Annotated in this window: 36 protein-coding genes and 1 riboswitch; of the genes, 29 read left to right on the top strand and 7 right to left on the bottom strand. The window is 65.5% G+C overall.

What is annotated here, in order from left to right; genetic code table 11:
* Window positions 1–113: 113 nt before the first annotated feature.
* Complete coding sequence (locus ACW170_RS09640; RefSeq protein WP_492086503.1) at window positions 114–299, bottom strand: (2Fe-2S)-binding protein; 186 nt, start codon at window positions 297–299, stop codon at window positions 114–116.
* A 127-nt stretch (window positions 300–426) separates the two neighbouring features.
* On the opposite strand from ACW170_RS09640, the gene thiE reads away from it, so the two are divergent.
* From thiE to ACW170_RS09655, 3 genes are all read left to right on the top strand, one after another.
* On the top strand, window positions 427–1,080 hold the full coding sequence (thiE, locus tag ACW170_RS09645; RefSeq protein WP_492089164.1) for a thiamine phosphate synthase: 654 nt from the start codon (window positions 427–429) through the stop codon (window positions 1,078–1,080).
* Window positions 1,081–1,154: 74 nt separating this feature from the next.
* Window positions 1,155–2,861 carry a sensor histidine kinase gene (locus ACW170_RS09650; protein ID WP_492086504.1) on the top strand — a complete coding sequence of 569 codons (1,707 nt, stop codon included), beginning with the start codon at window positions 1,155–1,157 and terminating at the stop codon, window positions 2,859–2,861.
* A 638-nt stretch (window positions 2,862–3,499) separates the two neighbouring features.
* Window positions 3,500–3,796 carry a hypothetical protein gene (locus ACW170_RS09655; RefSeq protein ID WP_492086505.1) on the top strand — a complete coding sequence of 99 codons (297 nt, stop codon included), beginning with the start codon at window positions 3,500–3,502 and terminating at the stop codon, window positions 3,794–3,796.
* A 4-nt stretch (window positions 3,797–3,800) separates the two neighbouring features.
* Here the strand turns inward: ACW170_RS09655 and ACW170_RS09660 are convergent, their stop codons facing one another.
* Window positions 3,801–4,142: a VOC family protein gene (locus tag ACW170_RS09660; protein ID WP_492086506.1), complete on the bottom strand. Its 342-nt coding sequence runs from the start codon at window positions 4,140–4,142 to the stop codon at window positions 3,801–3,803.
* A gap of 100 nt (window positions 4,143–4,242) precedes the next feature.
* Here ACW170_RS09660 and ACW170_RS09665 point away from each other — a divergent pair, with 100 nt between their 5' ends.
* Entirely contained in the window at window positions 4,243–4,389 is a 147-nt protein-coding gene (locus ACW170_RS09665) for a hypothetical protein (protein ID WP_492086507.1), read from the top strand.
* Window positions 4,390–4,432: 43 nt separating this feature from the next.
* Here the strand turns inward: ACW170_RS09665 and aroC are convergent, their stop codons facing one another.
* Together aroC and ACW170_RS09675 are read right to left on the bottom strand one after the other, a co-directional pair.
* A complete protein-coding gene (gene aroC / locus ACW170_RS09670; RefSeq protein WP_492086508.1) occupies window positions 4,433–5,518 on the bottom strand; it encodes a chorismate synthase in 1,086 nt (361 codons plus the stop codon).
* A 73-nt stretch (window positions 5,519–5,591) separates the two neighbouring features.
* Window positions 5,592–6,326: a DnaJ C-terminal domain-containing protein gene (locus tag ACW170_RS09675; RefSeq protein ID WP_492086509.1), complete on the bottom strand. Its 735-nt coding sequence runs from the start codon at window positions 6,324–6,326 to the stop codon at window positions 5,592–5,594.
* Between the two features lie 109 nt (window positions 6,327–6,435).
* Here ACW170_RS09675 and pdxH point away from each other — a divergent pair, with 109 nt between their 5' ends.
* A complete protein-coding gene (pdxH, locus tag ACW170_RS09680; protein ID WP_492086510.1) occupies window positions 6,436–7,110 on the top strand; it encodes a pyridoxamine 5'-phosphate oxidase in 675 nt (224 codons plus the stop codon).
* Window positions 7,111–7,188: 78 nt separating this feature from the next.
* Window positions 7,189–8,784 carry a carboxylesterase/lipase family protein gene (locus ACW170_RS09685; protein WP_492086511.1) on the top strand — a complete coding sequence of 532 codons (1,596 nt, stop codon included), beginning with the start codon at window positions 7,189–7,191 and terminating at the stop codon, window positions 8,782–8,784.
* Here the strand turns inward: ACW170_RS09685 and ACW170_RS09690 are convergent, their stop codons facing one another.
* Both ACW170_RS09690 and ACW170_RS09695 read right to left on the bottom strand, forming a co-directional pair.
* Window positions 8,785–9,828: a L,D-transpeptidase family protein gene (locus ACW170_RS09690; protein WP_492086512.1), complete on the bottom strand. Its 1,044-nt coding sequence runs from the start codon at window positions 9,826–9,828 to the stop codon at window positions 8,785–8,787. It lies immediately after the preceding gene.
* A 3-nt stretch (window positions 9,829–9,831) separates the two neighbouring features.
* Complete coding sequence (locus ACW170_RS09695; protein WP_492086513.1) at window positions 9,832–9,993, bottom strand: hypothetical protein; 162 nt, start codon at window positions 9,991–9,993, stop codon at window positions 9,832–9,834.
* Window positions 9,994–10,173: 180 nt separating this feature from the next.
* Between ACW170_RS09695 and ACW170_RS09700 the strand changes: the two genes are divergently transcribed.
* The 3 genes from ACW170_RS09700 (at window position 10,174) to ACW170_RS09710 (ending at window position 13,232) form a co-directional block, all read left to right on the top strand.
* Window positions 10,174–11,334: a GNAT family N-acetyltransferase gene (locus tag ACW170_RS09700; protein WP_492086514.1), complete on the top strand. Its 1,161-nt coding sequence runs from the start codon at window positions 10,174–10,176 to the stop codon at window positions 11,332–11,334.
* 8 nt (window positions 11,335–11,342) lie between these two features.
* Complete coding sequence (locus ACW170_RS09705) at window positions 11,343–12,269, top strand: transcriptional regulator (protein ID WP_492086515.1); 927 nt, start codon at window positions 11,343–11,345, stop codon at window positions 12,267–12,269.
* Window positions 12,270–12,341: 72 nt separating this feature from the next.
* Window positions 12,342–13,232: a head GIN domain-containing protein gene (locus tag ACW170_RS09710; protein WP_492086516.1), complete on the top strand. Its 891-nt coding sequence runs from the start codon at window positions 12,342–12,344 to the stop codon at window positions 13,230–13,232.
* A gap of 133 nt (window positions 13,233–13,365) precedes the next feature.
* Here the strand turns inward: ACW170_RS09710 and ACW170_RS09715 are convergent, their stop codons facing one another.
* Window positions 13,366–14,118 (bottom strand): porin, encoded by a 753-nt coding sequence (locus tag ACW170_RS09715; protein WP_492086517.1) that lies wholly within the window; start codon window positions 14,116–14,118, stop codon window positions 13,366–13,368.
* Between the two features lie 251 nt (window positions 14,119–14,369).
* Window positions 14,370–14,570: riboswitch (cobalamin riboswitch) on the top strand.
* 110 nt (window positions 14,571–14,680) lie between these two features.
* On the opposite strand from ACW170_RS09715, the gene metE reads away from it, so the two are divergent.
* The 20 genes from metE (at window position 14,681) to rplR (ending at window position 26,139) form a co-directional block, all read left to right on the top strand.
* Entirely contained in the window at window positions 14,681–17,020 is a 2,340-nt protein-coding gene (metE, locus tag ACW170_RS09720; protein WP_492086518.1) for a 5-methyltetrahydropteroyltriglutamate--homocysteine S-methyltransferase, read from the top strand.
* On the top strand, window positions 17,017–17,781 hold the full coding sequence (locus ACW170_RS09725) for an acyl-CoA thioesterase (RefSeq protein WP_492086519.1): 765 nt from the start codon (window positions 17,017–17,019) through the stop codon (window positions 17,779–17,781). The genes metE and ACW170_RS09725 overlap by 4 nt, the downstream gene beginning before the upstream one ends.
* Before the next feature lie 295 nt (window positions 17,782–18,076).
* Window positions 18,077–18,382 (top strand): 30S ribosomal protein S10, encoded by a 306-nt coding sequence (rpsJ, locus tag ACW170_RS09730; protein ID WP_105563630.1) that lies wholly within the window; start codon window positions 18,077–18,079, stop codon window positions 18,380–18,382.
* Window positions 18,383–18,403: 21 nt separating this feature from the next.
* Entirely contained in the window at window positions 18,404–19,153 is a 750-nt protein-coding gene (gene rplC, locus ACW170_RS09735; protein ID WP_055753390.1) for a 50S ribosomal protein L3, read from the top strand.
* Window positions 19,153–19,791, top strand: coding sequence for a 50S ribosomal protein L4 (rplD, locus tag ACW170_RS09740; RefSeq protein WP_492027846.1), 639 nt, complete (start codon window positions 19,153–19,155; stop codon window positions 19,789–19,791). Before rplC ends, rplD begins: the two co-directional genes overlap by 1 nt.
* Window positions 19,791–20,093, top strand: a complete 303-nt coding sequence (locus ACW170_RS09745) for a 50S ribosomal protein L23 (protein ID WP_008260292.1) — start codon at window positions 19,791–19,793, stop codon at window positions 20,091–20,093. The genes rplD and ACW170_RS09745 overlap by 1 nt, the downstream gene beginning before the upstream one ends.
* A 4-nt stretch (window positions 20,094–20,097) precedes the next feature.
* Window positions 20,098–20,934 carry a 50S ribosomal protein L2 gene (gene rplB, locus ACW170_RS09750; protein WP_267516094.1) on the top strand — a complete coding sequence of 279 codons (837 nt, stop codon included), beginning with the start codon at window positions 20,098–20,100 and terminating at the stop codon, window positions 20,932–20,934.
* 2 nt (window positions 20,935–20,936) lie between these two features.
* Window positions 20,937–21,215 (top strand): 30S ribosomal protein S19, encoded by a 279-nt coding sequence (rpsS, locus tag ACW170_RS09755; protein WP_008262211.1) that lies wholly within the window; start codon window positions 20,937–20,939, stop codon window positions 21,213–21,215.
* A gap of 3 nt (window positions 21,216–21,218) precedes the next feature.
* Entirely contained in the window at window positions 21,219–21,599 is a 381-nt protein-coding gene (gene rplV, locus ACW170_RS09760; protein ID WP_008262904.1) for a 50S ribosomal protein L22, read from the top strand.
* A complete protein-coding gene (gene rpsC, locus ACW170_RS09765; RefSeq protein ID WP_183194940.1) occupies window positions 21,599–22,354 on the top strand; it encodes a 30S ribosomal protein S3 in 756 nt (251 codons plus the stop codon). The genes rplV and rpsC overlap by 1 nt, the downstream gene beginning before the upstream one ends.
* A 3-nt stretch (window positions 22,355–22,357) precedes the next feature.
* A complete protein-coding gene (gene rplP, locus ACW170_RS09770) occupies window positions 22,358–22,798 on the top strand; it encodes a 50S ribosomal protein L16 (RefSeq protein WP_267516103.1) in 441 nt (146 codons plus the stop codon).
* Window positions 22,798–22,995, top strand: a complete 198-nt coding sequence (rpmC, locus tag ACW170_RS09775; RefSeq protein ID WP_008263673.1) for a 50S ribosomal protein L29 — start codon at window positions 22,798–22,800, stop codon at window positions 22,993–22,995. The genes rplP and rpmC overlap by 1 nt, the downstream gene beginning before the upstream one ends.
* Window positions 22,996–23,005: 10 nt before the next feature.
* Window positions 23,006–23,248, top strand: coding sequence for a 30S ribosomal protein S17 (rpsQ, locus tag ACW170_RS09780; RefSeq protein ID WP_267516110.1), 243 nt, complete (start codon window positions 23,006–23,008; stop codon window positions 23,246–23,248).
* An 18-nt stretch (window positions 23,249–23,266) separates the two neighbouring features.
* On the top strand, window positions 23,267–23,635 hold the full coding sequence (rplN, locus tag ACW170_RS09785) for a 50S ribosomal protein L14 (protein ID WP_003164378.1): 369 nt from the start codon (window positions 23,267–23,269) through the stop codon (window positions 23,633–23,635).
* A gap of 1 nt (window position 23,636) precedes the next feature.
* Window positions 23,637–23,945, top strand: a complete 309-nt coding sequence (gene rplX, locus ACW170_RS09790; RefSeq protein WP_292148863.1) for a 50S ribosomal protein L24 — start codon at window positions 23,637–23,639, stop codon at window positions 23,943–23,945.
* Window positions 23,945–24,505 carry a 50S ribosomal protein L5 gene (gene rplE, locus ACW170_RS09795; protein ID WP_154726240.1) on the top strand — a complete coding sequence of 187 codons (561 nt, stop codon included), beginning with the start codon at window positions 23,945–23,947 and terminating at the stop codon, window positions 24,503–24,505. Before rplX ends, rplE begins: the two co-directional genes overlap by 1 nt.
* A gap of 19 nt (window positions 24,506–24,524) precedes the next feature.
* Window positions 24,525–24,830 carry a 30S ribosomal protein S14 gene (gene rpsN, locus ACW170_RS09800; protein WP_008259854.1) on the top strand — a complete coding sequence of 102 codons (306 nt, stop codon included), beginning with the start codon at window positions 24,525–24,527 and terminating at the stop codon, window positions 24,828–24,830.
* Between the two features lie 15 nt (window positions 24,831–24,845).
* The gene (gene rpsH, locus ACW170_RS09805; protein ID WP_054765468.1) at window positions 24,846–25,244 is read left to right on the top strand and encodes a 30S ribosomal protein S8; all 399 of its coding nucleotides are present in this window, start codon (window positions 24,846–24,848) and stop codon (window positions 25,242–25,244) included.
* 1 nt (window position 25,245) lies between these two features.
* Complete coding sequence (rplF, locus tag ACW170_RS09810) at window positions 25,246–25,779, top strand: 50S ribosomal protein L6 (RefSeq protein ID WP_492086520.1); 534 nt, start codon at window positions 25,246–25,248, stop codon at window positions 25,777–25,779.
* Window positions 25,780–25,782: 3 nt separating this feature from the next.
* Window positions 25,783–26,139: a 50S ribosomal protein L18 gene (gene rplR, locus ACW170_RS09815; protein WP_492086521.1), complete on the top strand. Its 357-nt coding sequence runs from the start codon at window positions 25,783–25,785 to the stop codon at window positions 26,137–26,139.
* Window positions 26,140–26,148 lie beyond the last annotated feature (9 nt).

Raw genomic sequence — 26,148 nt, forward strand, 5'->3', positions numbered from 1 at the left:
CCTTCGCCGTCCTTCGAGCTCTGCGATACCACAGTAAAACTCGCATTGTTTATTTGCGAGTTTTTATCACCGCATTGATAGTGCGAGTGATTTCCAGACGCTCAAAACAAGACCTATTCAGCCGCGATGGCGAAGGCTTCGCGGCTGTCCTGGATCATCTGGCGCATTTCACACACGCATTTAGCGCACTGCGGCTGGCATTGGTGATTGGCGAAGATGTCGCGCGGTCTGCAAGCGCCGGCCTCGATGGCCTGGGCGACGTCACGCTGGCGAAGACCGTTGCAGTTGCAGACGTACACGAGAATCTCGAACTCATCGACTGAGAATGGTTCGCTATAGCAGCCCTTAAGGTGATTGCAAGTCGTTCGCACGGCGGTTCCGCCATTGGGCCGTTGACGAATGGTCGCAGGGGGGGGAAGTCAGCCTATGGCCAGACCTCCCGCTGTTTCCGCTCGTCCGCCCTGCCGGCTGTATCTGATCACGCCTTCCGCGATCCCCGATCTGGACGCGTTCGCCGCCACGCTGGATGAGGCCCTGGGCGCGGGCGATGTCGCTGCTCTGCAGATAAGGCTCAAGCCCGCAGACGACGCCGCTATTGTCGCCGCCGTCGAACGACTGGCGCCGATCGCGCGCCGTCATGACGTGGCGGTGCTGCTGAACGATCGACCCGACCTGGCTCGGGCGACCGGCTGCGACGGCGTCCACATCGGTCAGCAGGACGGGTCTCTGGCCGAGGCGCGGCGTGTCATGGGGCCTGACGCCATGATCGGCGTCACCTGTCATGACGACCGCGACCTTGCGTGGGACGCGGCCGAAGGAGGCGCTGACTACGTGGCGTTCGGTGCTTTCTATCCAACCGGGACCAAGGAAACGGCGCACCGGCCGGACTTGGACATTCTCACTGTCTGGCAGGAAACGGTGGAAGTCCCCTGCGTCGCCATCGGCGGCATCACCGTTGAAACGGCGGAGGAGGTCGCCCGCGCGGGCGCAGACTTTGTGGCCGTGAGCGCGGGGGTGTGGACTTATAAGGGCGGTCCAGCAGCTGCGATTAAGGCGTTCAATCTTGGATTGAAAATCTAACCTATCCGCATATTTCAGGGGATATTAGGAACCGTATGGTTTGATCGTACGAACAAATCGTACTGAGACCCTGCATGACCGTGAGCCGCGCGCTCGACATAGATGCCGCGAAGCCGCCAACGCCGCCAACGCCGCCAACGCCGTCGTCGCGCATAGCTCTGCGCAAGGGGGCGCCAGGGTGGAGCGGCGAGGCCGTCTTTTCGCATCCGCTGGTTCCTGTGATCGCGGGAGTCTGCATTGCTATTCTCGCGGCGAGTTCGATCGGGTGGGCGCGCAGTCTGGGCCTTATTTCGGGGCTTTGGGGCGTGTGCGGTGTGGCCGTCGCCGTGTGGCTGCGCACGGGATGGGGACGGCGTCACGACGCAGCCTTCGCCGTTGTGCTGAGCATCAGTATTCTGATCGGAGAACTGATCGCGGGTTATAACCCGGCGCTGGCGCTAACGCTCGCCTTGGCGAATATGGTGGAGATCATCGGGGCGATCCTGCTGGCGCGTCGGTTCGTCCCAAACTTGGATGTGTCGAGTCTGGGCGGCGCGGCACGCTTCCTGATCTTCGCCGCAGTTCTTGCCCCTATCCCGGCCGGTCTGTTTGCTGCTGCGGCCCTCTCGCCGTTCGGTTCGGGCGACGTCGTCGAAACCTTCAAAACCTGGTGGTTTGGCCACGCCTTGGGGTTGGCCGTGATTGGCACGCTCGGGCTGTCGCTGACCTCGGCTACATTGGCGCGCTTCGCTCGCCCTGGCGCACTTTTGGAGGCGGGCGGCTTGTTCGCCGCCGTACTGGCTGTTCAGTTCATAGGGCTCGTGGGGCAGTCGGCCGTCGGCGTTGTCATGATCCCCGTGTTGCTGTGCGTGGCCGTCCGGACCGGAGTCGCGGGAACAGCCTTCAGTCTTTTGGTGGTCACCCTGCTGTCGGTGGGCGGGGCGATGATGGGGTATGGGCTTCACATCAATGACTTGACCCGCACGCAGCATGTGACGATGGCTCAGATACAGGTCTTGGCCGGCTATATGCCTATCCTTCTGGTCGCGGCCCTGCTGGAAGAGCGCGACCGGCTTGCTGATCGTGCTCGCACGGGTCAGATTCGTGCTGAGCAGGCGTCCGAATCCAAGTCGCGACTGCTGGCCAACGTCGCGCATGAGATCAAGAGCCCGGTCGCCGGCGTGATCGGGATCGGCAATCTTTGGTCAACCGGTCAACTGGGTCCGGTAACGCCACAGCAGACAGAAATGGCGGATATGCTGGTCAAGACGGCGCGGCAGGTCGAAGCCTTGGCTCATGACCTTTTGGACTTGGCGCGGGCAGAGTCAGGTGCGGTCAAGGTCGACTTGCGGCCGACAGACATATCAGGCTTGCTTGAGGATGTCCGACGTGCGGCCAGGCTCAGGCCGGAGGCTCAGGCTATCGACCTGCAAGTGGTCTGTGAGAGCGACGACTTGATCGCGATCGCGGACTCTCAGCGCCTCATGCAGGTGATAGACAACTTCGCCAGCAACGCCTTGAAATACGGGGCTTCAGGTGGACGAGTGGTGCTCCGGGCGCTGAGTGTGGACGACAATGTCCGGATCGAGGTGACCGACTTCGGGCCCGGCCTGTCCCTTGCGAAACAGGCCCAACTCTTTGAACCTTTCAACCGTCTGGGTCTGGAACGCTCAAGCATCGAAGGCCACGGGGTTGGGCTCGCCATCGCCAAGCGGCTGGTGGAGCTACAGGGCGGCGCGATTGGGGTGGATTCCGCGCCAGGGCAGGGCGCGACCTTCTGGCTGACCTTGCCGCACGCCTGACCACTCTTGCGGTTCCTCTGGCGCCGCGTAATGGTCCCGACATGTTTGTCATCGCCCTAGCCGTCGTCCTCTTGTCCGGACAGGACACGTCAAGCCAGCGTTCGGCTTCGGACCTGACACGCGACCTCAACAGCGGCCCGCCGTTCAAGCCTGCGTCGCCGGTTCAGCAGCCCACGCCGGTACAGACCATAGCGCCGGCGCCGGCGCCCCCTCCGGTGACCCAGAGCCAGAACGCGGCTCCGCCGGCGCAAGCCGCTACCCTTCCTTCCTCGTCTTTGACGCGCGATCTGAACAGCGCGCCGCCTTCGGCCGTGAGGCCCGCCGCGCCTGCAGCAACCCCCGTGCCGTCGGCTTCAACACCGCCTGCTGCGACGCGGCCTCTGGCGGCCCCATCCGAGACGACGACCAGGCCTGTCGCACCCCAGCCGGCCCCTTCGCGTCCGACCCCGGCCCCAACCCCGTCTCCCATCCCGCGCCTGACACCGTCTCAGACCCAGACGCCTCCAGCCTCATCCCCCAGGTCGGTCCCGACGCCGGCGACGCCGGCTCCCGTTGCGCCGGCCAAAGCGCCGCAAGGCCTGGACGCCGCAGCGATAGCGGCCTTGCCCTTTGCGCTGGAGCTTCCATCCGGAACGGTGTTGACCCAGTCACGCGCCGGCGCAGACGCCCGAATCTACGCCGTCCGTCGCGGGCAGACCGCCTTGGTCATGATCTATGCCGGCCCGGCTTCGCAGTTTCCCGTTTACGATGGGCAGGTCGTTCAGGCAGGGGGGCGCGCCTCGATCGTCGTGACTGAGGGCGGACGTCGTCTGGCGCTTGAGCATCTGTTCAAGCGGTCGTCCTCGCCAGAGGAGATCCACGTCTGGGTCTCCGCCGCCGACGGCGCCGACCGGGATCTTGGTGAGCGGATCGCCCAGTCGGTCGACGCGCGCTAGGCGCTCAGTCGGTCGACCAGACCGCCATCTCGGTGCCGGCTGGATCGGCGAAATGGAAGCGACGTCCGCCCGGGAAGGCGTAGATCGGCTTTAGGATCGCGCCGCCGGCCGCCTCGACCTTGGCCTGCATGGCCTCCAGGTCGTTCGCGTAGAGAACGGGCAGGGGCGTCTTGGTCCGATCAGCCTGATCGGCGTCGAAACCTCCGTCCAGCCCCTGGTCGAAGGCGGCGTAGGACGGGCCGTAGTCTATGAAGGTCCAGCCGAAGGCCTGGCTGTAGAATTCCTTGGTGGCGGGCAGGTCTGCGGCGGGCAGTTCGAGGTAGTCCAGTTTTCCGTCTTCACGCACGGTTGATCTCCTGGGATGCGGCGCCACCGACGAACCTCTCTTGCACGCCGCCCGGATGTGCGCAAACCTGCAAACGGTTCGCAGTTGCAGGAGTCGGGTGATGATCGTGATGACGACGGGTCTGACCCGCCTGATGGCCCTGATGCGGCAGGACGAGAAGCCCAAAGACCCGACGGACGCCGCCGGTCACCTGTCCAGCCTACGGCCCAACACGACTACGTCCTGCCACCCCAAGCCCAGCCGCTGATAGAAACCTAGCGCCGCACCTTGTTCGCCTAAGGCGGATATCCTCATCCGACCTGGGCGCGGTGCCGCAGGAAGGCGTCGGCCAGGACGCAGGCGGCCATGGCCTCGACCACGGGCACGGCGCGCAGGGCGACGCAGGGGTCGTGGCGGCCCTTGGTGCGCAGGTCGGTCTCCTCGCCGTCGCGAGTGATGGTCTGGCGCGGCGTCAGGATCGAGGAGGTGGGCTTGAACGCGACCCGAGCCGTGACCGGCTGGCCCGTGGAAATCCCGCCCAGCACCCCGCCCGCATGGTTCGACAGGAAGACGGGCTGCTTGTTCAGGTCCAGCCGCATCTGGTCGGCGTTGTCCTCGCCCGACAGTTCTGCGGCGCCGAAGCCGGCGCCGATCTCCACACCCTTGGCGGCGTTGATCGACATCAGGGCGGCGGTCAGTTCTGAGTCCAGCTTGCCGTAGAGCGGTGCGCCCCAACCTGCCGGGACGCCCGTGACCTCCAGGGCGACGACGGCGCCGATGGATGAGCCGGCCTTGCGGACCTCGTCCAGATAGGCCTCCCATTCCGCCACGACGGCGGCTGAGGCGGCGAACAGGGGGTTGTCGTGCACGGCGTCGAAGTCGACGGCTTCCGGCGCGATCCGGTGTGGGCCAATCTGGACCACGCCCGCGCGGATCTTCACATTTTCACCCAGCACCTTGCGCGCGACAGCGCCCGCCGCCACCCGGCTGGCGGTCTCGCGCGCTGACGACCGTCCGCCGCCGCGCGGATCGCGCACGCCGTATTTGCTCTGATAGGTGAAGTCGGCGTGGCCGGGACGATAGGCGCGGGCGATCTCGCCATAGTCCTTGGACCTCTGGTCCTCGTTCTGGATCAGGATCGATATGGGCGTGCCGGTAGTGACCGGGCCGTCGCCGTCGTCGAACACGCCCGACAGGATCTGCGCCGTATCGCTCTCGCGCCTCTGGGTCACGAAGCGCGACCCGCCGGGCTTTCTCTGGTCCAGCCAGGGCTGAAGATCGGCCTCGGTCAGTGGGATCATCGGCGGGCAGCCGTCCACGACGCAGCCGATAGCCGGCCCATGGCTCTCGCCCCAGGTGGTCACGCGAAACAGATGGCCGAAAGTATTGTGCGACATGGCCGACCCTAATGGTCGAGGACGGCGGCGAGGTCCAGTGTCTGCGCGGGAAACCAGGCGCAGCGTGCGGTGTTCAGGCCGCCAGCCGCTCCGGCGCCCAGGCGCGGGTGAACCGGACCAGCAGGTCTTCGGCGGGGGAGGGCGCTTCCGACGACGGGGTCAGCGTCACGAAGAGGTGGCCCTGTGGGCGTGCGCCTCGTGCGGGCAATCCCAGACCCCTGAACCGCACGCGCGCAGGTGCGGCCATTTCCGGAGTGATCCAGGCGGATCGCGGCCCCGCATGGGTCTCGACTTCCACTCGGCCGCCTTCCTGAAGCAGCCGCGACGAGGTTGGCCAACTCATGAACAGGTCGTCGCCCAAGACCGAAATTCCGTCTTCAGGCCGGATCAGAACGGCCAGATAGAGGTCCGCGCCGTCCGCCCCGCCGCCCCGCAGGCGCAGATGCTCGCCCGTCCGAAGGCCGGCGGGCGCTGCGACCCTTATGGTGCGCTCGCCCAGCTTCAGATCCAGTTTGGCCCCGGCGACCGCCTGCATGGGACTCAGAACCAGGACCGGCGCGGGGGCGGGAGCCTGCTCGGGCGACGCCAGGCTGGGCCGCGCCGGGGCGTGCGCCTGGATCAGGCGATAGGCGGCGATGACGCGTCGGAACCGTTCCGCGTCCCCGCCGGGCTGGTCAGGGCGCGCCTCTTTCACCGCCGCGCGGAAGGCGGACTTCAACGCCTCGGCGTCGGCCGCGCCGTGCAAACCCAGCGTGGCCAGGGCCTCGCGAATGGCGGCGGCGTCGGATGTGGGGCGGATGGCGCTCATTCCCCTACCGTTCGCGCGATAGGGTCAATGCGCGGTTAACTGCGATTCGATCTTGGCGGTTTTGATCCCGATCATTTCCTCGTGCCGCGCTGCGGGCTAGACAACTGTCATGAACGCCCCTGTGATCCCGCCCAGCCCGTCTCGCGAAGAATACGCTCGCGATTATGCCGCCGCCCTGGCCGCCAATGGCGACGAAACCATCTTCGATCGCTCCGAGCCCGTCGGCTTGTTTGTCGAATGGCTAGCCGAGGCGAGGGCGCACGAAGTCAACGACTCCAACGCCATGACCCTATCGACGGTCGATGGCGACGGCATGCCCGATGCGCGGATCGTCCTGCTGAAGGATGTCGATGATCGCGGCTTCACCTTCTATTCCAACAGTCAGAGCGACAAGGGTGTGGAACTGGCCCAGCGTCCGGTCGCCGCCTTGACCTTCCATTGGAAATCCCTGCGGCGTCAGGTGCGGGTGCGGGGACGGGTCGAGCCGGTGACGGTCGAGGAGGCCGACGCCTATTTCGCCAGCCGGGCCCGCGAAAGCCGGATCGGAGCCTGGGCCTCGGATCAGTCCCGACCACTCGACACGCGCGACACTCTTGAGGTCGCCGTGGCCCGCGAAACCGCGCGGTTCGAGGGGGTCGAGGTGCCGCGCCCTGAACACTGGACCGGCTGGCGCGTCGTGCCGCAAAGTGTGGAGTTCTGGCGCGACCGGCCCTTCCGTCTGCACGACCGGCTGCGCTTCACGCGCGACGGAGACGCCTGGACTCGCCAACGTCTCTGGCCTTGATGTCGCGGCCGCCAGGCGCGAACGAAACGCTCCGGCGTCGGCGGCGTTAAGCCCGTCTCGCCACGGCCAAGGTTTTCGATGCGTCTTCTCTCGCTGCTGTTCGCGTCCCTGCTGTTGGCCGCCTGCGTCACCCATCCCGGCAAGGTCGATCATGTCCGGTTCGCGCCGGACGCCGCACCTGTTCTGGCGACGACGGAAGCTGGAACCGTGCGGGGGGTCGAGGGGGCGGGCGTGCGCGCCTTTCTGGGCGTGCCGTTCGCCCAGGCTCCAGTGCGGGGCCTGCGTTGGCGGGCGCCACAGCCGGTCGAGCCTTGGACCGGCGTGCGCGATGCGACCCGGCTCGGTTCGGACTGCACCCAGGCCATCGGCCGCCAGGCCATTCTGGGCGGTGGCGGCGGGCTGGTCGTCGGATCCGAGGACTGCCTGTATCTGAACATCTACGCCCCAGCGGGAGAGACGACACAGCCACGACCGGTGATGGTCTATATCCCAGGTGGGGCCTTCACCATCGGGTCGGGGGCCAACTACGACGCGTCGAAACTGGCGGCCGAGCAAGGTCGGGTGGTCGTGACCCTGAACTACCGCCTCGGCGCCTTGGGCTGGCTGGCCCACCCGCAGTTCCAGGCGGCCGGCGAGGGGTTCGGCGGCAATTTCGGCCTGATGGATCAGCAGGCCGCCTTGCAATGGGTTCGCCGGAACATCGCGGCCTTCGGCGGCGACCCGGCGAATGTGACCCTGTTCGCCGAGAGCGCGGGGGCCTGGTCGGCCTGTTATCTGATGGCGTCGCCTGGGTCCGAAGGTCTGTATCAGCGCGTCATCCTGCAAAGCAGCGGCTGCCTGGAGCCGTCATCCCTCGTCAGTGCGCAGGATGCGGCGGCGTCGGGCCCCTTGTTTGCAGAACGCCTCGGCTGCACCGGCGCAGATCAGGTCGCCTGCCTCAAGGCCCTGCCGGCCTGGCGGCTGTCGCGCGCACCGTCCGTCAGGGCGGGGATCAACGGACCGGGGTCATGGGGACCGGTCCATACCGACGCGACGGTGCCCGAGAACCTGGCCCTGGCGATCCACGAAGGCCGGTTCACCCGCGTGCCCGTCATCGTCGGCACGAACCTGGACGAAGGGCGGCTGTTCGCCAATGAGGTCAAGGACATGGATCGCTACCAGAAAGAGACGATCTGGATGTACGGCGACGTAGGGCCGCGCGTGTTGGATCGCTATCCGGTCGGCCCCGACGGCCCGGCCTACGCCATCGCCGCCAACTTCACCGACCAGAGGTTCGCTTGTCCTTCACAGGCCCTGCGTCGCCAGCTGTCCCGCTATGTCCCGGTCTGGGGTTACGAATTCGCGGATCGTGGCGCGCCCTTCGTCCTGCCCGACTGGATCGTGGGGCTGGATCTCGGCGCCTATCATGCCAGCGAACTGGCCTATGTGTTCGGGACCAGCTGGGTGTTCGCCGATGTGAAGCGGTTCACGCCGGAGCAGAAGGCCTTGTCCGAGCGGATGCAGAGCTTTTGGGCCGGCTTTGGTCAAAGGGATTTTGGCCCCGACTGGCCCCGCGTCGAGGTTTCCGGGCCGGTACGGGTGTTCAGCCCCCACGGCGACAGGCTGGACGCCGACTTCTTCGACCGCCACCACTGCGACTTCTGGGACGGCACCGTCTTCGGCGCCGTCCAATAGTCAGAGAAACCGCACCGTCACACCCGGCTTGACCTTGTCGGCCAGGGTCCAGGCGTCCCAATTGGTCAGGCGCACGCAGCCGTGCGAGGCGGTCTTGCCCACCAGATGCGGGTCAGGCGTGCCGTGAATGCCGTAGCTGGGCTTGTTCAGGTCGATCCAGACCACGCCGACCGGATTGTTGGGCCCCGGCTTGACCACCACCTTGCTGTCCACGTCGCCGAAGCTGAGCTTGGACGGGTCATAGGTATAGTCGGGATTGCGGGCGACGCCGTTGACCTTGACCGTGCCGGTCGGCGTGGGGTTTTCGCCGCTGCCGATGGTGGCCGGGAAATAGGCGATCAGTTTGCCGTCGGCGTCGAAAGCCTTGACCGCCCCCTCGGCCTTGTCGACGTCGATATGATCCACCTCGGCGGGCAGGGGCGTGGTGTTCACCGCCGGAACCAGCAGGGCCTGCCCAGCCCGATTGAAATCCGCGCCGGGGTTCATGGCTCGCAGCAGGTTCTCGGTGACATGGAAGCGTTCCGCCAAGGCCTCCACGACATTGGCGTAGCCCATGAAGGACGCCTCGCTCTGCGCCTTCAGGTCCGTCGGAACTTGGCCCAGATACGGCCCGGCCAGATCCTGCTGCGTGATCCTGTAGGTCGAGGTCACGGCGCCGATGCCGGCCGCCCGTAGACGGCCCATTACGTCCGCGTCCAGCTCGCCCGTCGCCGGCAAACCCTGGGCTTTCTGAAACGCGGCGACCGCCTGGCGCATGTTGGATCCCGCCAGACCGTCGATGGCGCCGGGCGAAAAGCGCGCCCGTTCCAGCAGGATTTGGGCGCGGATCAGCGCGGGGTCGGGACGGGCGGGGTTTTGTGCGCTGGTCGGGGCGCCGTCGGGAGGCGGCGGCGAATAGGCGCTGTTCTCAATGGCGTCGCGAGACAGCGGGCCTTCGTTTCGCACCTCGGCGGTCGGCGCGGACGTTCGCTCTTCAGCCGGCGGCGAACAGGCCGCCAGACCTAGGACCAGCAGACTGGGGGCAAGGCAGATGAAGCGGTTCAAGTTTCAGTTCTCTTCGCCGGTTGCCGGGTCGGTCGCGGTTTCGCCGGAGTTGCTGGAGCCTTCTGCGCCCTTGGGTTCGGTGGCGGGGCGCGGTGGCTCGCCGTCCCGGTCGGGACGCAGGTTTTCGTTCTCGACCTTGCGGTTGTCTGGTCGGGCGTCGGTCATGTGCATGTCTCCAGCGAAGCAGGTCTCCGCCCTCAGCCAACGCATGCGAAGCCGCAGGGCTCCGCTTGATCAATGGTTTCAACGTCCGTTCACCATTCCGATGAACCGTACCGCAACGGGACGGGGTGCAGGGTCGCGTCTGGACCGGGCCTTGCTGCACAAGGCCCCATGAGGACGCGCATGCCCGAAACGCTACAGGTCGAGATCATCAAGGCGGAGGCGATGGACGCTGTCGCTATCGCCCTGTGGCGCGACTGGACGGCGACCAACCCGTCTCTGCAAAGCCCGTATTTCCGGTGGGACTATACGCAGATCGCGGCGCGGGTCTGCCCCGGCGCCGCGGTTGCGGTCTTTCGGCGCAGCGGCAGGATCGTCGGCTTTTTCCCGTATCAGAAGCGCGGCGGATCGGTGCAGCCGTTGGGCGCGCCGATGAACGACTATCACGGCGTGATCGCCGCCGAGGACGAGGTCATCACCCTGGAAGAGGTGGCGCATCTGCTGAAGGCGCGCCGGCTGAACGTGCCGGGATGGATCGGCGCCGGCGAGACGGGGCAGGCGCGCGAGACTGTGCAAGTCGCCATGCCGGAAACGGGCTTCGACGCCTGGTACGCCGAGCGCCGCTCGACCTTCGGCAAATACTTCAAGGACAAGGAGCGGGCGCGGCGCAGCCTGGAGAACGAACTGGGCCCAGTGCGGGTCGAACACGGCCTGCGGGATCCGGCCCTGCTGGATCATTTGATCGACCTGAAGGCGGCGCAGTACCGCCGCTCAGGGCTGCACGACATTTTCGCCTGTGGCTGGACCCGCGATCTGCTCCACGCCCTGATGGGGACGCCGACGTCTGATTTCGGCGCCTCGATGGCGGCCATGTACGCGGGCGAAAAACTGGTGGCGGTCGAGTTTTCCCTGCACGCCGGTCGTCACCATCATTTCTGGTTCCCGGTTTACGAGCCCAGCCTGTCGCGCTGCTCACCGGGGATTCTGTTGAGCATGGACACGATGCGGCTGGCGGCGGCGGACGGTTTCCGCGTCTTCGACTTCGGCTTCGAAGGCGAGAGCTACAAAAAGTATTTCGTCAACGCCCGGCAGACGGTGCGTGAGGCGGTGGTGATGCGGCCGGGCCTCGCCCAGGTTCTGGGTGAGGCGGCCGTCGGCGTGCTGGATCGGACCGGGACGCGCGGCGAGGCCTTGCGCGCGTCGCTGCGACGCCGCTGGTCCACCATTGAAGCCTGCGAGGCGTCTTCGGTAGGGCGTCTGCGCGGCGCGGCCGTCGCCGTCCGCTCGGCCGTTCACAAGGTCGCCGCCCGCAAGAGGACGCCGGCGCGCGTCGCTCACGTCTAGGCTTGAACATGAGCGCCCGCCGCACCCGCTATCCCGGCCCCGTCGCGGAGGCCCAGATCCATTCGCACAGCCTGGTCGATCAGGGCTTCGCCGAGGATGCGGCTCTGGCCGCTGTGCTGGATCGCTACCCGGCCGAACTGTTCGACATCAACCTGTACGACTACGACGACGCGGGCCAGGTGTCGCTGCGGACGGGCGCGCGCGGTGGTCTGTCGGGCGATGAATTGCTGGAGGCGATCAAACAGGGCCGCCTCTGGGTGAATTTGCGCGGGGTCGAGACCGGGTGGCCCGAGCTGTGGCAGGCGGCGATGACAGACTTTCGCGCGATCCAGGCGACCTATCGGGGTATGCGCGCCGTCCGCAACGCGGGCCAGTTGATCCTGTCGTCGCCGAAGGCGCGGGTGCCGTATCATTTCGACGCCGCCGGCGTGGTGCTGTTCCATCTGCGCGGTCGCAAGCGGCTGTTCGTCTATCCGGGCGACGAGGGGCATCTGCCCGAGCGCAACATGGAACAGGTCGTCGCCCGTCAGACGACCGAGGAACTGCCCTATAGGCTGGCATTCGAGAACGACGCCCAGGTGATGGATCTCAAGCCGGGCCGCGCCCTTACCTGGCCGCTGTACGCCCCGCACCGGGTAGAGAACCTCGACCGCTTCTGCGTCAGCCTGTCGATGGATTTCCAGACCTGGCCTTCGCGGTTCAGAAACGGGGCGCTGTTCACCAATGCGGTGATCCGCGGTCTGGGTGGGCGACCGCGCTTCACCGACCGTATGACCAACCCCGAACTGGCGGCTCGCTGGGCGGCGTCGCTGGCGCTGAAACGGGCGGGGGCGATGAAGAGTCGGATCGCCACCTTCCAGCGAGATTTCGAGCCTCGCCTTGGCGTCGCCGACGGCGCGGGGGCGCTGGCAGGCCCCGTTAATTCGAGTTCATGACCTCGAGTTAAAATGACTCGGGGCGACCGGGCGCGCACCCTTCTCTCGTAATCGGGAAAGGGAAGGCCGCACATGAAGACCGCATTGATCGCCGCCGCCGGAGTCTCCGCATTGATCGGATTGGCGGCCGCTGCGCCCGCCTCCGCCGGCGAGGTTGAGATCCGCAACGCCGTGGCGCGCGTGATCGTCATCGTCGAAGATCGTCAGGATGTCGGCGTCGAGGTGACGCAAGGCCGTTCGCGCCTGCCCGCCATCCAGGTGCGCCGTAACGGCCGCGACGTCGAGATCGACGGCGGGCTTCGCCGCAACGGCCTCTGGGGCCGAAGCGACGGCATACGTAACTGTAACTCGGGACGGTCGGACGCCGCCCAGCCGGGTCAGGGCGCCACCGTCGAGGTGCGGGATCTGGGTCGCATCCGTCTGGAGGACGCCCCCATGATCGTGGTGCGGACCCCCCGTAATGTGGACGTCAGCGCGGGCGGCGCCGTCTTCGGCTCCGTGGGACGCGGCGCGCGTTCTGTTGAACTCGACAGCGGCGGATGCGGGACTTGGACCATCGCCAATGTGGACGGCCCCCTCGAACTGAGCGTCGGCGGGTCAGGGTCGGTTCGCGCCGGCACGTCCCGTTCGCTCGAAGCCAACGTCGACGGATCGGGTTCGATCTCCGCCGGGGCGACCGGAAACCTCAAGACGGCGGTCGGTGGTTCCGGCAGCGTCGAGGTGGCCGGCGTCAACGGTCGCGGCGACGTCTCCATCGGCGGTTCGGGGGGCGTCAACATCCGGCAGGGCCGAATGGACAAGCTGTCGGTGGCCATCGGCGGCTCTGGCGACGTCCGTTTCGGCGGAACCACGCGAGACCTCAGCGTCGCCATCGCGGGATCGGGCGATGTCCGCGTCGCCGCCGCGACCGGCGCTGTGTCCCGCTCCATCGTCGGATCCGGAACGGTTCATATCGGGCGTTAAGACCCGTCTCTCGCCGCGAGAGGAAAGGCCCCCGGTCGTGGAACCCCGGGGGCCTTTTTCGTGTCCGAAGCAAAGAAAATGCCCCGGCGGATCGCTCCGCCGGGGCCTCTGCTTTCAGGAAAACCTGAAGGGCTTAGAAGGCGCCCAGGACGCTCGTGATCGACGAGACGTTCAGGCCGGCGCCGGCGCGGTCACGCGCTTGCAGACCGCCGCCGAAGCTGTAGCGCAGGCCCAGCGACCAGGTGTCGACGTCGATCGAGTCGACGTCGGCGCGGGTGTAGGAAGCGCCGACCGAGAACGGGGTGTTCTCGATTTCGTACTCGGCGCCCACGCCGTAGGTCCAGGCGTCCACGTCGCCGCCGGTGACGTCGACGTTGTTGTAGCTGACGCCGGCGTTCAGGCGCAGGTTCGGCATGACGTAGAAGGCGGCGTCGCCGCCGACGGTCCAGATGTCGGCGTCGACATCGTCAGCCGTGGTGTAGGCGACCAGGCCGGTCAGGGTCGCGTTGGACAGGTACTTCTGGGCTTCGGCGCCGACGGTCCAGACGGGATCGTTGCCCGAACCGATGTCGTTGGCGGCGACGAAGGCGCCGGCGCGGACGTCTGCGGTCCACATCTTGGTCAGGTGGGCGGCGGCGACGCCGGTGACGTCTTCTTCACCAAAGGCCTTGGTGTAGTCGACGGCGCCGTTCAGGGTCACGGTCCAGTCAGCGGCCGGCAGGGCGACGGCGCCGTCCACGGTCCAGACGTCGGCGTCGACGTCATTGCCTGCGACCTCGATCGAAGGATTGGAGTAGGTCACGCCGACCGAGCCGATGGCGTCTTGGGCGAAGGCCGGGGCGGCGAACAGGGCGGCGGCGGCCGTGGCGAGGAGGATCGTCTTCATTTTCTTTTGTCCTTAGCGGTCTCGACCCGGATGGGGGTCCGGGGAGGGCGGCTGCTATCAGGACGCGGCCAAGCTGAGCGTTAAATCGCCGTTATATAAGTGTCTTGAAACTGCCATGTGGCCCATCTGCCACGCCTTGTGGCTGCAATGTGTCAGGGGTGCGCGTATCTCGAGGCAAAGGGTTAAGATCGAGCAATCACATAATCATATAAGCATATCCTTATATGTATTGACGAAGCTGGGTTTATGCCGTTCTTTGCATCCGTCGTGGTCTCTGTGCGTCGTTTGGCGCCCAGAGCTAAGAGGGAAGTCGGTGTGAAACCGGCGCTGCCCCCGCAACTGTAAGCGGCGAGTCGAGGGTCCATCTCGTGTCACTGGCGTCCGCGCCGGGAAGGCCGGATCCGAGGCGTCGACCCGTGAGCCAGGAGACCTGCCCCGACAGATAACGTCCTCCGGCGGGGTGTCCGGTCAGGCCGCATGCGCGCCGCCGGACCCTGCACGTCCGCGTCGGCGTCCGCGCGACCCTGTCCGAAACCTGGCCACAACACAGGTTTCGAACGTCATGACCCGCCACACCGTCCAGGTCGCCACCCTCGGCTTTCCCCGCATCGGCCCCAAGAGAGAACTGAAGACCGCGCTTGAGTCTCATTGGGCCGGCAAGACCGACGCCGATGCCCTCCTGTCCACTGCTGCCGAGCTCCGCGGCCTGACCTGGGCGCGACAGCGCGACCTGGGGGCCGACATCGTGCCTTCCAACGACTTCTCTCTTTATGATCAAGTGCTCGACCTGACCGCCATGGTCGGGGCGGTGCCGCCCGCCTACGGCTGGAGCGGGGATCGGGTCGATCTGGCCACCTATTTCGCCATGGCCCGCGGCTCGCGCGGCGACGACGAGGTCTGCGCACACGGCCATGTCCATGCGAGCGGCGAGGGGACGCCGGCGATGGAGATGACCAAATGGTTCGACACCAACTACCATTATCTCGCGCCCGAGTTCACGGCTGACCAGCTGTTCCGCCTGGGCTCGACCAAGGCGCTGGACGAGTATCTGGAGGCCAAGGCCCAGGGGATAGAGACCCGGCCGGTGCTGCTGGGGCCGGTCAGCTATCTGCTGTTGGGCAAGACGCGGGGCGAGGCGTTCGACGTGCTCAGCCTGCTGCCACGCCTGCTGCCGGTCTATGCGGAGGTGCTGCGGTCGTTGGCCCGCGCGGGCGCCACCTGGGTCCAGATGGACGAACCCTGCTTGGTCACCGACCTGAGCGACGAGGCGAAGGCCGCCTATGACCATGCCTACCGCGTGCTGGCCGATGTCACGCCGCCGATCAAACTGATGCTGACCTCCTATTTCGGGGCCTTGGGCGACAATCTGGAGACGACGCTGCGTCTGCCGGTTCACGGCCTGCACATCGATCTGATCCGGGCGCCGGAGCAACTGGCGCAAGTCGCATCGGCGACGCGGGTCGATCAGGTGCTTTCGTTGGGCGTCATCGACGGCCGCAATGTCTGGAAGGCCGATCTCAACGCCGTGCTCGACAAGGTCGAGCCTTTGGTCGCTGCGGGACGTAAGGTGGTGATCGCCCCGTCCTGCTCCTTGCTGCACACGCCGATCGATTTGGAACGCGAGACTGCCCTCGATCCCGAGATCAAGGACTGGCTGGCCTTCGCCGTTCAGAAGGTTGGCGAGCTGGCGACCCTGGCGCGGGCGTTGAACGAAGGACGCGCTGCGGTAAAGGCGGCGCTGGACGCCTCGACCGCTTCCGTCGCCTCGCGTCGCACCTCGCCCCGTATCAATGATCCGAAGGTTCAGGCTCGTGCGGCGGATGCCGACCAGGCCCTGGCGCGCCGGACCTCCTGCTTCGAAATCCGTCGCCAGGTCCAGCAGCGGCGTCTGAACCTGCCCGCCTATCCGACCACCACGATCGGCTCCTTCCCCCAGACGGCCGAAGTCCGCAAAGCCCGCGCCGACCACGGCAAGGGCGTCATCGACGATGCGGCCTACGCCCAATTCCTGCGTGAAGAGACGGCGCGGACGGTGAAATGGCAGGAGGAGCTAGGCCTGGACGTGCTGGTCCACGGCGAGTTCGAGCGCAACGACATGGTCCAGTATTTCGGCGAGCAGCTGTCGGGGTTTGTCTTCACCAAGGCCGCCTGGGTGCAATCCTATGGCTCACGCTGCGTCCGCCCGCCGATCATCTACGGCGACGTATCGCGGCCCAAGCCGATGACGGTGGAATGGTGGCGCTACGCTCAATCCCTGACCGACCGCCCGATGAAAGGCATGCTGACCGGCCCAGTGACCATCCTGAACTGGTCCTTCGTGCGTGACGACCAACCGCGCAGCACCACCTGCCGCCAGATCGCCTTTGCCATCCGCGACGAAGTGACGGACCTGGAGACGGCCGGGGCGGCCGTGATCCAGATCGACGAGGCGGCCCTGCGCGAGGGCCTGCCCCTGCGCCGCGCCGACTGGGCGGCGTACCTGGAATGGGCGGTGGAGAGCTTCCGCGTCACGGCCTCGGGCGTCCGGGACGAAACCCAGATTCACACCCACATGTGCTATTCCGAGTTCAACGACATCATCCAGTCCATCGGGGCGATGGATGCGGACGTCATCTCCATCGAGACCTCGCGGTCGAAAATGGAGCTGCTCGACGCCTTCTCCGACTATCGCTATCCGGCCGAGATCGGACCGGGCGTCTATGACATCCACTCGCCGCGCGTGCCGTCGGTGGATGAGATGGCGGCCCTGCTGACGGCGGCGGCGGGCAAGTTGCCCGCAGATCGGCTGTGGGTGAACCCGGACTGCGGCCTGAAGACTCGCGCTTGGCCGGAAACCAAGGCGGCGCTGGCCAATATGGTGTCGGCGGCGAAAGCCGCGCGCCAGGAGGCCGTCGCGGCGTGAGCGTCACGCTTATAGATATGGTCTTCCCTGGGGACGCCAATCACCACGGGACATTGTTCGGGGGCGTCGGTCTGGCGCACCTGGACAAGGTCGCCTTTCTGGCCGCCGCGCGTCATGCGCGGCGGCCGACCGTGACGGCCGGATGCGAACGGATCGACTTCGCCGCCCCCGCCCGGATCGGCGAGATGGTCGAGGCGACGGGTCAGATCGTGCGTGTGGGGCGCACCTCGATGGGTGTCGAGGTCGAGCTCTGGGCTGAGGCGCCGGTCAGCGGGGAGCGGCGGCTGTGCACGCGGGGCGTCTTCAACATGGTGGCGCCGCGAGAGGAAGGGCAGGGCGACCTGCCGCCTCTGATGGAGGGCACGCCTCGGGACGACGGCTGGCTGCGGGCGGTGGAGATGGTCTTCCCGACCTGGACCAATCACTACGGCACCCTCTACGGCGGCGACGCCCTGAAGCTGATGGGCAAGGCGGCCTTCGTCTGCGCCACACGCAAGGCCAGGGCCGTCATGGTCATGGCGGCGTCGAACCGCATCGATTTCTCTTCTCCCATAAGAGAAGGCGACATGATCGAGCTGGCGTCGCGCGCGACGCGGGTCGGCCGTTCCTCCGTTACTATAGAGGTGGAACTGTGGGCCGAGGACCTGCTGACGGGCGACCGGCGACGGTCTGCAGCGGCGGAGTTCGTCATGGTGGCGGTCGATGAAGCCGGGCGCCCCCGGGCGATTTCCGGGGCGTCGCCGGCGCTGGAACCCGCGTGACGAAATCCTGTCTCAGCCGGGGTTTGCGCGCTTGACGAAATCAGAATCGATAGGCATAAGCCACCACTCTTGTTGGACCGGCTGTGCAGTTCGCTGCAAACGCGGTTCGCAGGAACGACCTAAGTCACTGTTCTTTGCAGCTTCTTGGGATTTCAACGGCCTTCGCGGGCAACTGCGTGGGCCGATCGTTTTTGCGGATTTGCGTTCCCTGAGGGCTATATGCCCGAAGGCCTTCGGTCTTTGAAATGGTTCACAGGGACGCGGTCCTCCGACCGCATTGGAAGTAAGCACCGATATGGATCAAAGCATCCGCATCAGGCTCAAGGCCTTTGATCACCGCGTCCTCGATTTCTCGACGCGCGAGATCGTTAATACCGCCAAGCGCACCGGCGCGACCGTTCGCGGTCCGATTCCGCTGCCGACCCTGATCGAGAAGTTCACCGTGAACCGCTCGCCGCACGTCGATAAGAAGTCGCGTGAGCAGTTTGAAATCCGCACGCACAAACGCGTGCTCGACATCATCGACCCCACCCCGCAGACCGTGGACGCGCTCATGAAGCTCGACCTGTCCGCTGGTGTGGACGTCGAGATCAAGATTTAAAGTAGAAAGAGGCGGGATCCGATGCGCACGGGCGTGATCGCCAAGAAGCTGGGCATGACCCGCGTGTTCGCCGATGACGGCGCGCACGTACCGGTCACTGTGCTGCAGCTCGACGGCTGCCAGGTCGTCGGCCAACGTACCCAGGAGCGTGACGGTTACGTCGCTCTCCAGCTGGGCGCTGGCACGAAGAAGGCTAAGAACACCAACAAGGCTCAACGCGAGACCTTCGCCAAGGCGGAAGTCGAACCGAAAGCCTATGTGACCGAGTTCCGCGTCGATGCGGACGGTCTGCTGGACGTGGGCGCCGAACTGTCGGCTGAACACTTCCTGGTGGGCCAGAAGGTCGACATCCAGGGCGAGACCATCGGTAAGGGTTTCGCCGGCGCCATGAAGCGCTGGAACTTCGGCGGCCTTCGCGCCACCCACGGCGTTTCGGTCTCGCACCGTTCGCACGGTTCGACGGGTAACCGTCAGGACCCGGGTCGCACCTTCCCTGGCAAGAAGATGGCCGGTCACTACGGGACCGAAACCGTCACCACCCAGAACCTGACCGTCGTCCGCGTGGACGCCGAGCGTGGCCTGATCCTGATCAAGGGCGCTGTCCCCGGTCATGACGGCAGCTACGTCAAGGTTCGTGACGCCATCAAGAAGGCTCGTCCGGCCGACGCTCCGTTCCCCGGTGCGCTGAAGTCGAGCAAGTCTGCTGCTCAACCCGCCTCGACCCCGGCTGAAGAAGCCCCCGTCGAAGCGACCGAAGGCGGTGAAGCGTAATGAAACTCTCTGTCATCCAACTCGACGGCAAGGCCGCCGGCGACGTGGAACTGTCGGACGCCGTCTTCGGCATCGCTGACATCCGCGGCGACATCCTGGCCCGCACCGTCAACTGGCAACTGGCCAAGCGCCGCGCCGGTACGCACAAGGTTCAAACCCGCAACGAGAATTCTCGTACGGGCAAGAAGATGTACAAGCAAAAGGGCACCGGCGGCGCTCGTCACGGTTCGCGCCGTGCACCGCAGTTCGTCGGCGGTTCGCGCGCCTTCGGTCCGGTCGTTCGCGACCACGGCTTCTCGCTGCCGAAGAAGATCCGCGCGCTCGCTCTGCGTCACGCCCTGTCCTCCAAGGTGAAGTCGGGCGACCTGATCGTCGTCGACACCGTCTCGGTCAAGGAAGCCAAGACCGCCTCGCTGCGCGAGACGCTCGGCAAGCTGGGCTGGACCAAGGCTCTCATCATCGCGGGTCCGGAAGTCGACACGAACTTCGGCCTGGCCGCACGCAACATCCCGCACATCGACGTGCTGCCGAACGCCGGCCTGAACGTCTATGACATCCTGCGGGCTGACAAGCTGGTGCTGACCAAGGCCGCCATCGAGGCGATCGAAGCCCGCTTCAGCGATAAGGAAGCCGCGTAATGGCCGCTCAACCTACCGCCAAGCACTACGACACCATCCTGGCTCCGGTGATCACCGAGAAGGCCACGATCCTGTCCGAGCAGAACAAGGTCGTCTTCCGCGTCGCCGACACGGCGACCAAGGACGAGATCGCCGCAGCGGTCGAAAGCCTGTTCAAAGTCAACGTCCTGAAGGTCAACACCCTGGTTCAAAAGGGCAAGACCAAGCGCTTCCGGGGTATCCTGGGCCGTCGCGTGGACATCAAAAAAGCAATCGTGACCCTGGCCGACGGCCAGTCGATCGACGTGACCACGGGGCTCTGATCAGATGGCCTTGAAACATTACAATCCGACCTCGCCGGGCCGTCGCGCCCTCGTGCTGGTCGACCGTTCGGAGCTCCACAAGGGCCGTCCGGAAAAGTCGCTGACCGAAGGCCTGACCAAGTCGGGCGGACGCGGGCAGGGCGGTCGCATCGCGGTCCGCTTCCGTGGCGGCGGCGCCAAGACCCTGTACCGCAAGATCGACTTCAAGCGTCGCAAGTGGGACATGGTCGGCACGGTCGAGCGTCTGGAATACGATCCGAACCGCACGGCCTTCATCGCCCTCGTGACCTACGAAGACGGCGAGAAGACCTACATCATCGCGCCGCAACGCCTTAAGGCCGGCGACGTGGTGATCGCGGGCGAAAAGACCGACGTGAAGCCGGGCAACGCCATGCCGCTTCGTTCGATGCCGGTGGGTACGATCATCCACAACATCGAGATGAAGCCGGGCAAGGGCGCTCAGCTGGCCCGTTCGGCCGGCGCCTATGCCCAGCTGGTGGGTCGCGATCAGGGCTACGCCCAGATCCGCCTCGGCTCGGGCGAGCTTCGCATGGTCCTGGACGGCTGCATGGCCACTGTGGGCGCGGTTTCGAACCCCGACCACATGAACCAGAACCTCGGCAAGGCCGGTCGCAAGCGTCACATGGGCTTCCGCCCGCACGTCCGCGGCGTCGCCATGAACCCGATCGACCACCCGCACGGTGGTGGTGAAGGCCGGACCTCTGGTGGTCGCACCCCCGTTACGCCGTGGGGTAAGGACACCAAGGGCACCCGTACCCGCAAGAACAAGGCTACGGACAAGTACATCATCCGTACCCGCCACGTTAAGAAGGCTCGCTAAGAATGGCCCGCTCCTCCTGGAAAGGCCCGTTTGTCGACGGGTATCTGCTCAAGAAGGCCGACGCCGTTCAAACGTCGGGCCGCAAGGACGTGATCAAGACCTGGTCGCGCCGCTCCACCATCCTGCCGCAGTTCGTCGGTCTGACGTTCGGCGTCCATAACGGTCAGAAGCACGTGCCCGTGTCGGTCTCGGAAGAGATGGTCGGCATGAAGCTCGGCGAGTTCGCCCCGACCCGGAACTTCCCGGGTCACGCGGCGGACAAGAAGGCCAAAAGGAAGTAACTGATGGCCCAGACCAAGAACATTCGTCGGGTCGCCCCGACCGAGGCCCGCGCCAAGCTGGTCAACGTGCGCATCAGCCCGCAAAAGCTGAACCTGGTCGCCGCATCGATCCGCGGCATGCCGGTTCAGAAGGCGCTGAACGAGCTGGAATTCAGCCGTAAGCGTATCGCGACCGACGTCCGCAAGGTCCTGTATTCGGCGATCTCGAACGCTGAGAACAACCACAACCTCGACATCGACAATCTTGTCGTCGCCGAGGCCTTCGTGGGCAAGAACCTGGTGATGAAGCGTTTCGCGAGCCGTGCTCGTGGCCGTTCGTCGCGCATCCTGAAACCGTTCAGCGAGATCACCATCGTGGTCCGTGAAGCCGGCGAGGCCGCCTGATGGGTCAGAAAATCAATCCGATTGGTCTGCGCCTCGGCGTGAACCGTACGTGGGACAGCCGTTGGTTCGCCGCCGGCGCCGACTATTCCCGCCTGCTGCACCAGGACCTGAAGCTGCGCGAGTGGCTGCGGGAACGTCTGGCCGCCGCCGGCGTGTCGCGCATCATCATCGAGCGCCCTCACAAGAAGTGCCGCATCACCATCTACGCCGCCCGTCCGGGTGTCGTGATCGGTAAGAAGGGCGCTGACATCGAGAAGCTCCGCAAGGACATCTCGGCGCGCACCGAGGGTGAAGTTCACCTGAACATCATCGAAGTCCGCAAGCCGGAAACCGATGCGCAGCTGATCGCCGAGAACATCGCGCAGCAGCTGGAACGTCGTGTTGCATTCCGCCGCGCAATGAAGCGGTCGATGCAGTCGGCGATGCGTTTGGGCGCCAAGGGCATTCGGATGAATGTCTCGGGTCGTCTGGGCGGCGCTGAAATCGCGCGGATGGAATGGTATCGCGAAGGTCGCGTGCCGCTTCACACCCTGCGGGCCGATATCGACTATGGCTTCTACGAAGCCAAGACGACCTACGGCATCATCGGCGTGAAGGTCTGGGTGTTTAAGGGTGAAGTGCTCGAGCACGATCCGATGGCCCAGGACAAGCGTTGGGCCCAGGAAGCGTCGGGTCCGTCCTCGAACGAAGGCCGCGAACGCGGCGGCCCCCGTGGCGACCGCGGTCCGCGTCGCGACCGGGGACGTGAGAACTAAGTCATGTTGCAACCGAAGAAGACCAAGTACCGCAAGGCCTTCAAGGGCCGCATCCACGGCTCGGCCAAGGGCGGCTTCTCGCTGAACTTCGGGTCGTACGGCCTGAAGACGCTGGAGCCGGAACGCATCACCGCGCGTCAGATCGAAGCGGCTCGCCGCGCGATCACCCGCCAGATGAAGCGCCAGGGCCGCGTCTGGATCCGCGTCTTCCCCGACCTGCCCGTCACGGGCAAGCCGGCCGAAGTCCGGATGGGTAAGGGCAAGGGCGCCGTGGACCACTGGGCCGCGCGCTGCCACCCGGGCCGCATCCTGTTTGAAATCGACGGTGTCACGGACGAAGTCGCCCGTGAAGCCCTCCGTCTCGGCGCCGCCAAGCTGCCGGTCCGCACCAAGGTCGTGACCCGCATCGACGCCGGCATCGCCCATGTCGAGGTAGCCGCCTAATGACCAAGATCGCCGATCTGCGGTCGCAAACGACCGACCAACTGTCCGACGAGCTGCTGAAGCTCAAGAAGGAACAGTTCAACCTGCGCTTCCAGGCGGCCACCGGCCAAATGGAAAAGACTCACCGCGTTGGTGAAGTCCGCAAAGACATCGCCCGCATCTCGACGCTTCTGCGCGAGAAGCGTGCGGCCTCGTAAGGAAACGAATATGCCCAAGCGAATTCTTGAAGGCGTGGTCGTGTCCGACAAGGGCGACAAGACCGTCGTCGTGAAGGTGGAGCGCACGCTGCTGCACCCGGTTCTGAAGAAGATCGTTCGTCTTTCGAAGAAGTATCACGCCCACGACGAAGCCAACGCGCTCAAAGTCGGCGACATTGCTCGCATCGTCGAGTGCGCCCCGAAGTCCAAGTTGAAGCGCTGGGAAGTCCTTTCCAACGCCTCCGCCTCGTAATCAGAAGGATCTGATCTTATGATCCAGATGCAAACTAACCTGGAAGTGGCCGATAATTCGGGCGCCCGCCGGGTCATGTGCATCAAGGTGTTGGGCGGCTCCAAGCGCCGCTACGCCTCGATCGGCGACACAATCGTCGCCTCCGTGAAGGAAGCCATCCCGCGTGGCCGCGTGAAGAAGGGCGACGTTGTTCGCGCCATCGTCGTGCGCACCGCCAAGGACATCCAACGCAAGGACGGCTCGGTCATTCGTTTTGACAAGTCGGCCGCCGTCATCGTCAACAAGCAGAACGAGCCTGTCGGCACGCGGATCTTCGGCCCGGTTCCCCGCGAACTGCGCGCCAAGAACCACATGAAGATCATCTCGCTGGCTCCGGAGGTCCTGTAACATGGCCGCCAAGATCAAGAAGGGCGACCGCGTCGTCGTCCTCACCGGCAAGGACAAGGGCCGCACGGGCAACGTGCTGAAGGTCCTGCCCTCCGAAAACCGCGTCCTGGTTGAAGGCGTCAACATGGTTCAGCGCCACACGCGCCCGAGCCAGGCTGACCCGCAGGGCGGCATCAAGAACAAGGAAGCCTCGCTTCACCTGTCGAACGTCGCGATCGCCGACGCCAACGGCAAGGCGACCCGCGTCGGCTTCAAGATCGATGGGGACACCAAGGTCCGCATCGCCAAGACGACGGGAGACGTCATCTGATGGCTACCGAGAAGTACACTCCGCGCCTCAAGGGCGAGTACCAGGCGCGTATCCGCCAGGTGCTGAAGGAAAAGTTCGGCTACACGAACGAAATGCAGGTGCCCAAGCTGGACAAGATCGTCCTGAACATGGGCATCGGCGAAGCCGTCGCGGACTCCAAGAAGGCGAACGCCGCCCTCAAGGATCTGACGGCCATCGCCGGTCAGAAGGCCGTCGCCACCAAGGCCCGTAACTCCATCGCCGGCTTCAAGCTGCGTGAAGGCATGGTCATCGGCGGCAAGGTCACCCTGCGCGGCGACCAGATGTACGAGTTCCTGGACCGGTTCATCACGATCGCGCTGCCGCGCGTGAAGGATTTCCGTGGTCTGAAGGGCACGTCGTTTGACGGTCGCGGCAACTACGCCACCGGTCTGAAGGAACACATCGTGTTCCCGGAAATCAACTACGACCAGATCGACCAGATGTGGGGCATGGACATTGTCGTCTGCACCACGGCCAAGACCGATGAGGAAGCCAAGGCTCTCCTCACCGAGTTCAAGTTCCCGTTCGTGAAGAACTGAGCGGGAAGGGAAGAGAACAATGGCTAAGAAGAGCGCCGTAAACCGCAACGAAGCCGTCAAGGCCCTGGTTGCGAAGTATGCCGCGAAGCGGGCCGCCCTGAAGGCGACCGCCAACGATGAAAACCTGCCGCTTGAGGAGCGTTTCGACGCGCGCCTGAAGCTGGCTGAACTGCCGCGCAACTCCGCGCCGACCCGTATTCGCAACCGTTGCGAAGTCACCGGTCGTCCGCGTGCGTTCTATCGCAAGCTCAAGATGAGCCGGATTGCGCTGCGTGAACTCGGCAACCAGGGCCAGATCCCTGGCCTGACCAAGTCCAGCTGGTAAGGGGAGCGAACAGACATGATGATCAACGATCCCCTGAGCGACATGATCGCTCGCATCAAGAACGCGGCGACCCGCAAGCGTTCCAAGGTGCTGACCCCCGCTTCCCGTCTGCGCCAGCGCGTCCTCGACGTGCTGCAGGACGAAGGCTACATCCGCGGCTACAACCTGGTTCAGAACCCGGGTGAGTTTCCGCAGTTCGAGATCGAGCTGAAGTACTTCGACGGTCAGCCCGTCATCGCCGAGATCGCGCGCGTGTCCAAGCCGGGCCGCCGCGTCTATTCGGCGATCGGCGATCTGAAGCCCGTCAAGAACGGCCTCGGCATCTCGATCCTCTCGACTTCGAAGGGCGTCATGTCCGACGCCGCCGCTCGCGACGCTAACGTCGGCGGCGAAGTCCTCTGCAGGGTCTACTGATATGTCCCGTATTGGCAAGAAAACCATCGCTGTGCCGAAGGGCGTGACTGTCACGCTCAACGGTCAGACCGTCTCCGTGAAGGGCCCCAAGGGCGAGAGCTCCTGGACCGTCGCCGAGGAAATCGAAGTCACGCAAGAAGGCGACGAGCTGTCGCTGGGCCTGCGCACGGACACGCAACGCGGTCGCGCGATGTGGGGCCTGTCGCGCACCCTGGTCGACAACATGGTCACCGGCGTCACCACCGGCTTCGAGAAGTCGCTTGAGCTGGTCGGCGTTGGTTACCGCGCCGCGATGAAGGGCAACGCCCTGTCGCTGCAGCTCGGCTTCTCGCACGAAGTCGACATCGATCCGCCGGCCGGCGTCAGCTTCGCGGTTCCGAAGCAAACCGAGATCAAGATCCTCGGTTCGGACAAGCAAGCCGTTGGTCAGATCGCCGCGGTCATCCGCAAGCTGCGTCCGCCTGAGCCTTACAAGGGCAAGGGCGTCCGTTACGCGGGCGAAAAGGTCCGTCGCAAGGAAGGCAAGAAGAAGTAAGTCATGGCTCTTTCTCTTCGACAACAAGCCAAGCGCCGCTCGGAGCGCACCCGTCGCCGCCTGAAGGCCGTCGCCAACGGCCGTCTGCGCCTGTCGGTGTACCGTTCGGACAAGAACATCTCGGCCCAGATCATCGACGACGCCCAGGGCGTGACCGTCGCGTCGGCCTCGTCGCTGGAAGGCGGCAAGGGCAAGCGCGGTTCGGACACGGCTGCGGCCGCCGCAATCGGCAAGCTGGTCGCCGAACGCGCCATCGAGAAGGGCGTCAAGGACGTCGTCTTCGACCGTGGCGAGTACATCTATCACGGCCGGGTCAAGGCGCTGGCGGAAGCCGCGCGCGAAGCCGGCCTGAACTTCTAAGGGACGCGA

The organism is Brevundimonas sp. FV2ps16, assembly GCF_058681075.1.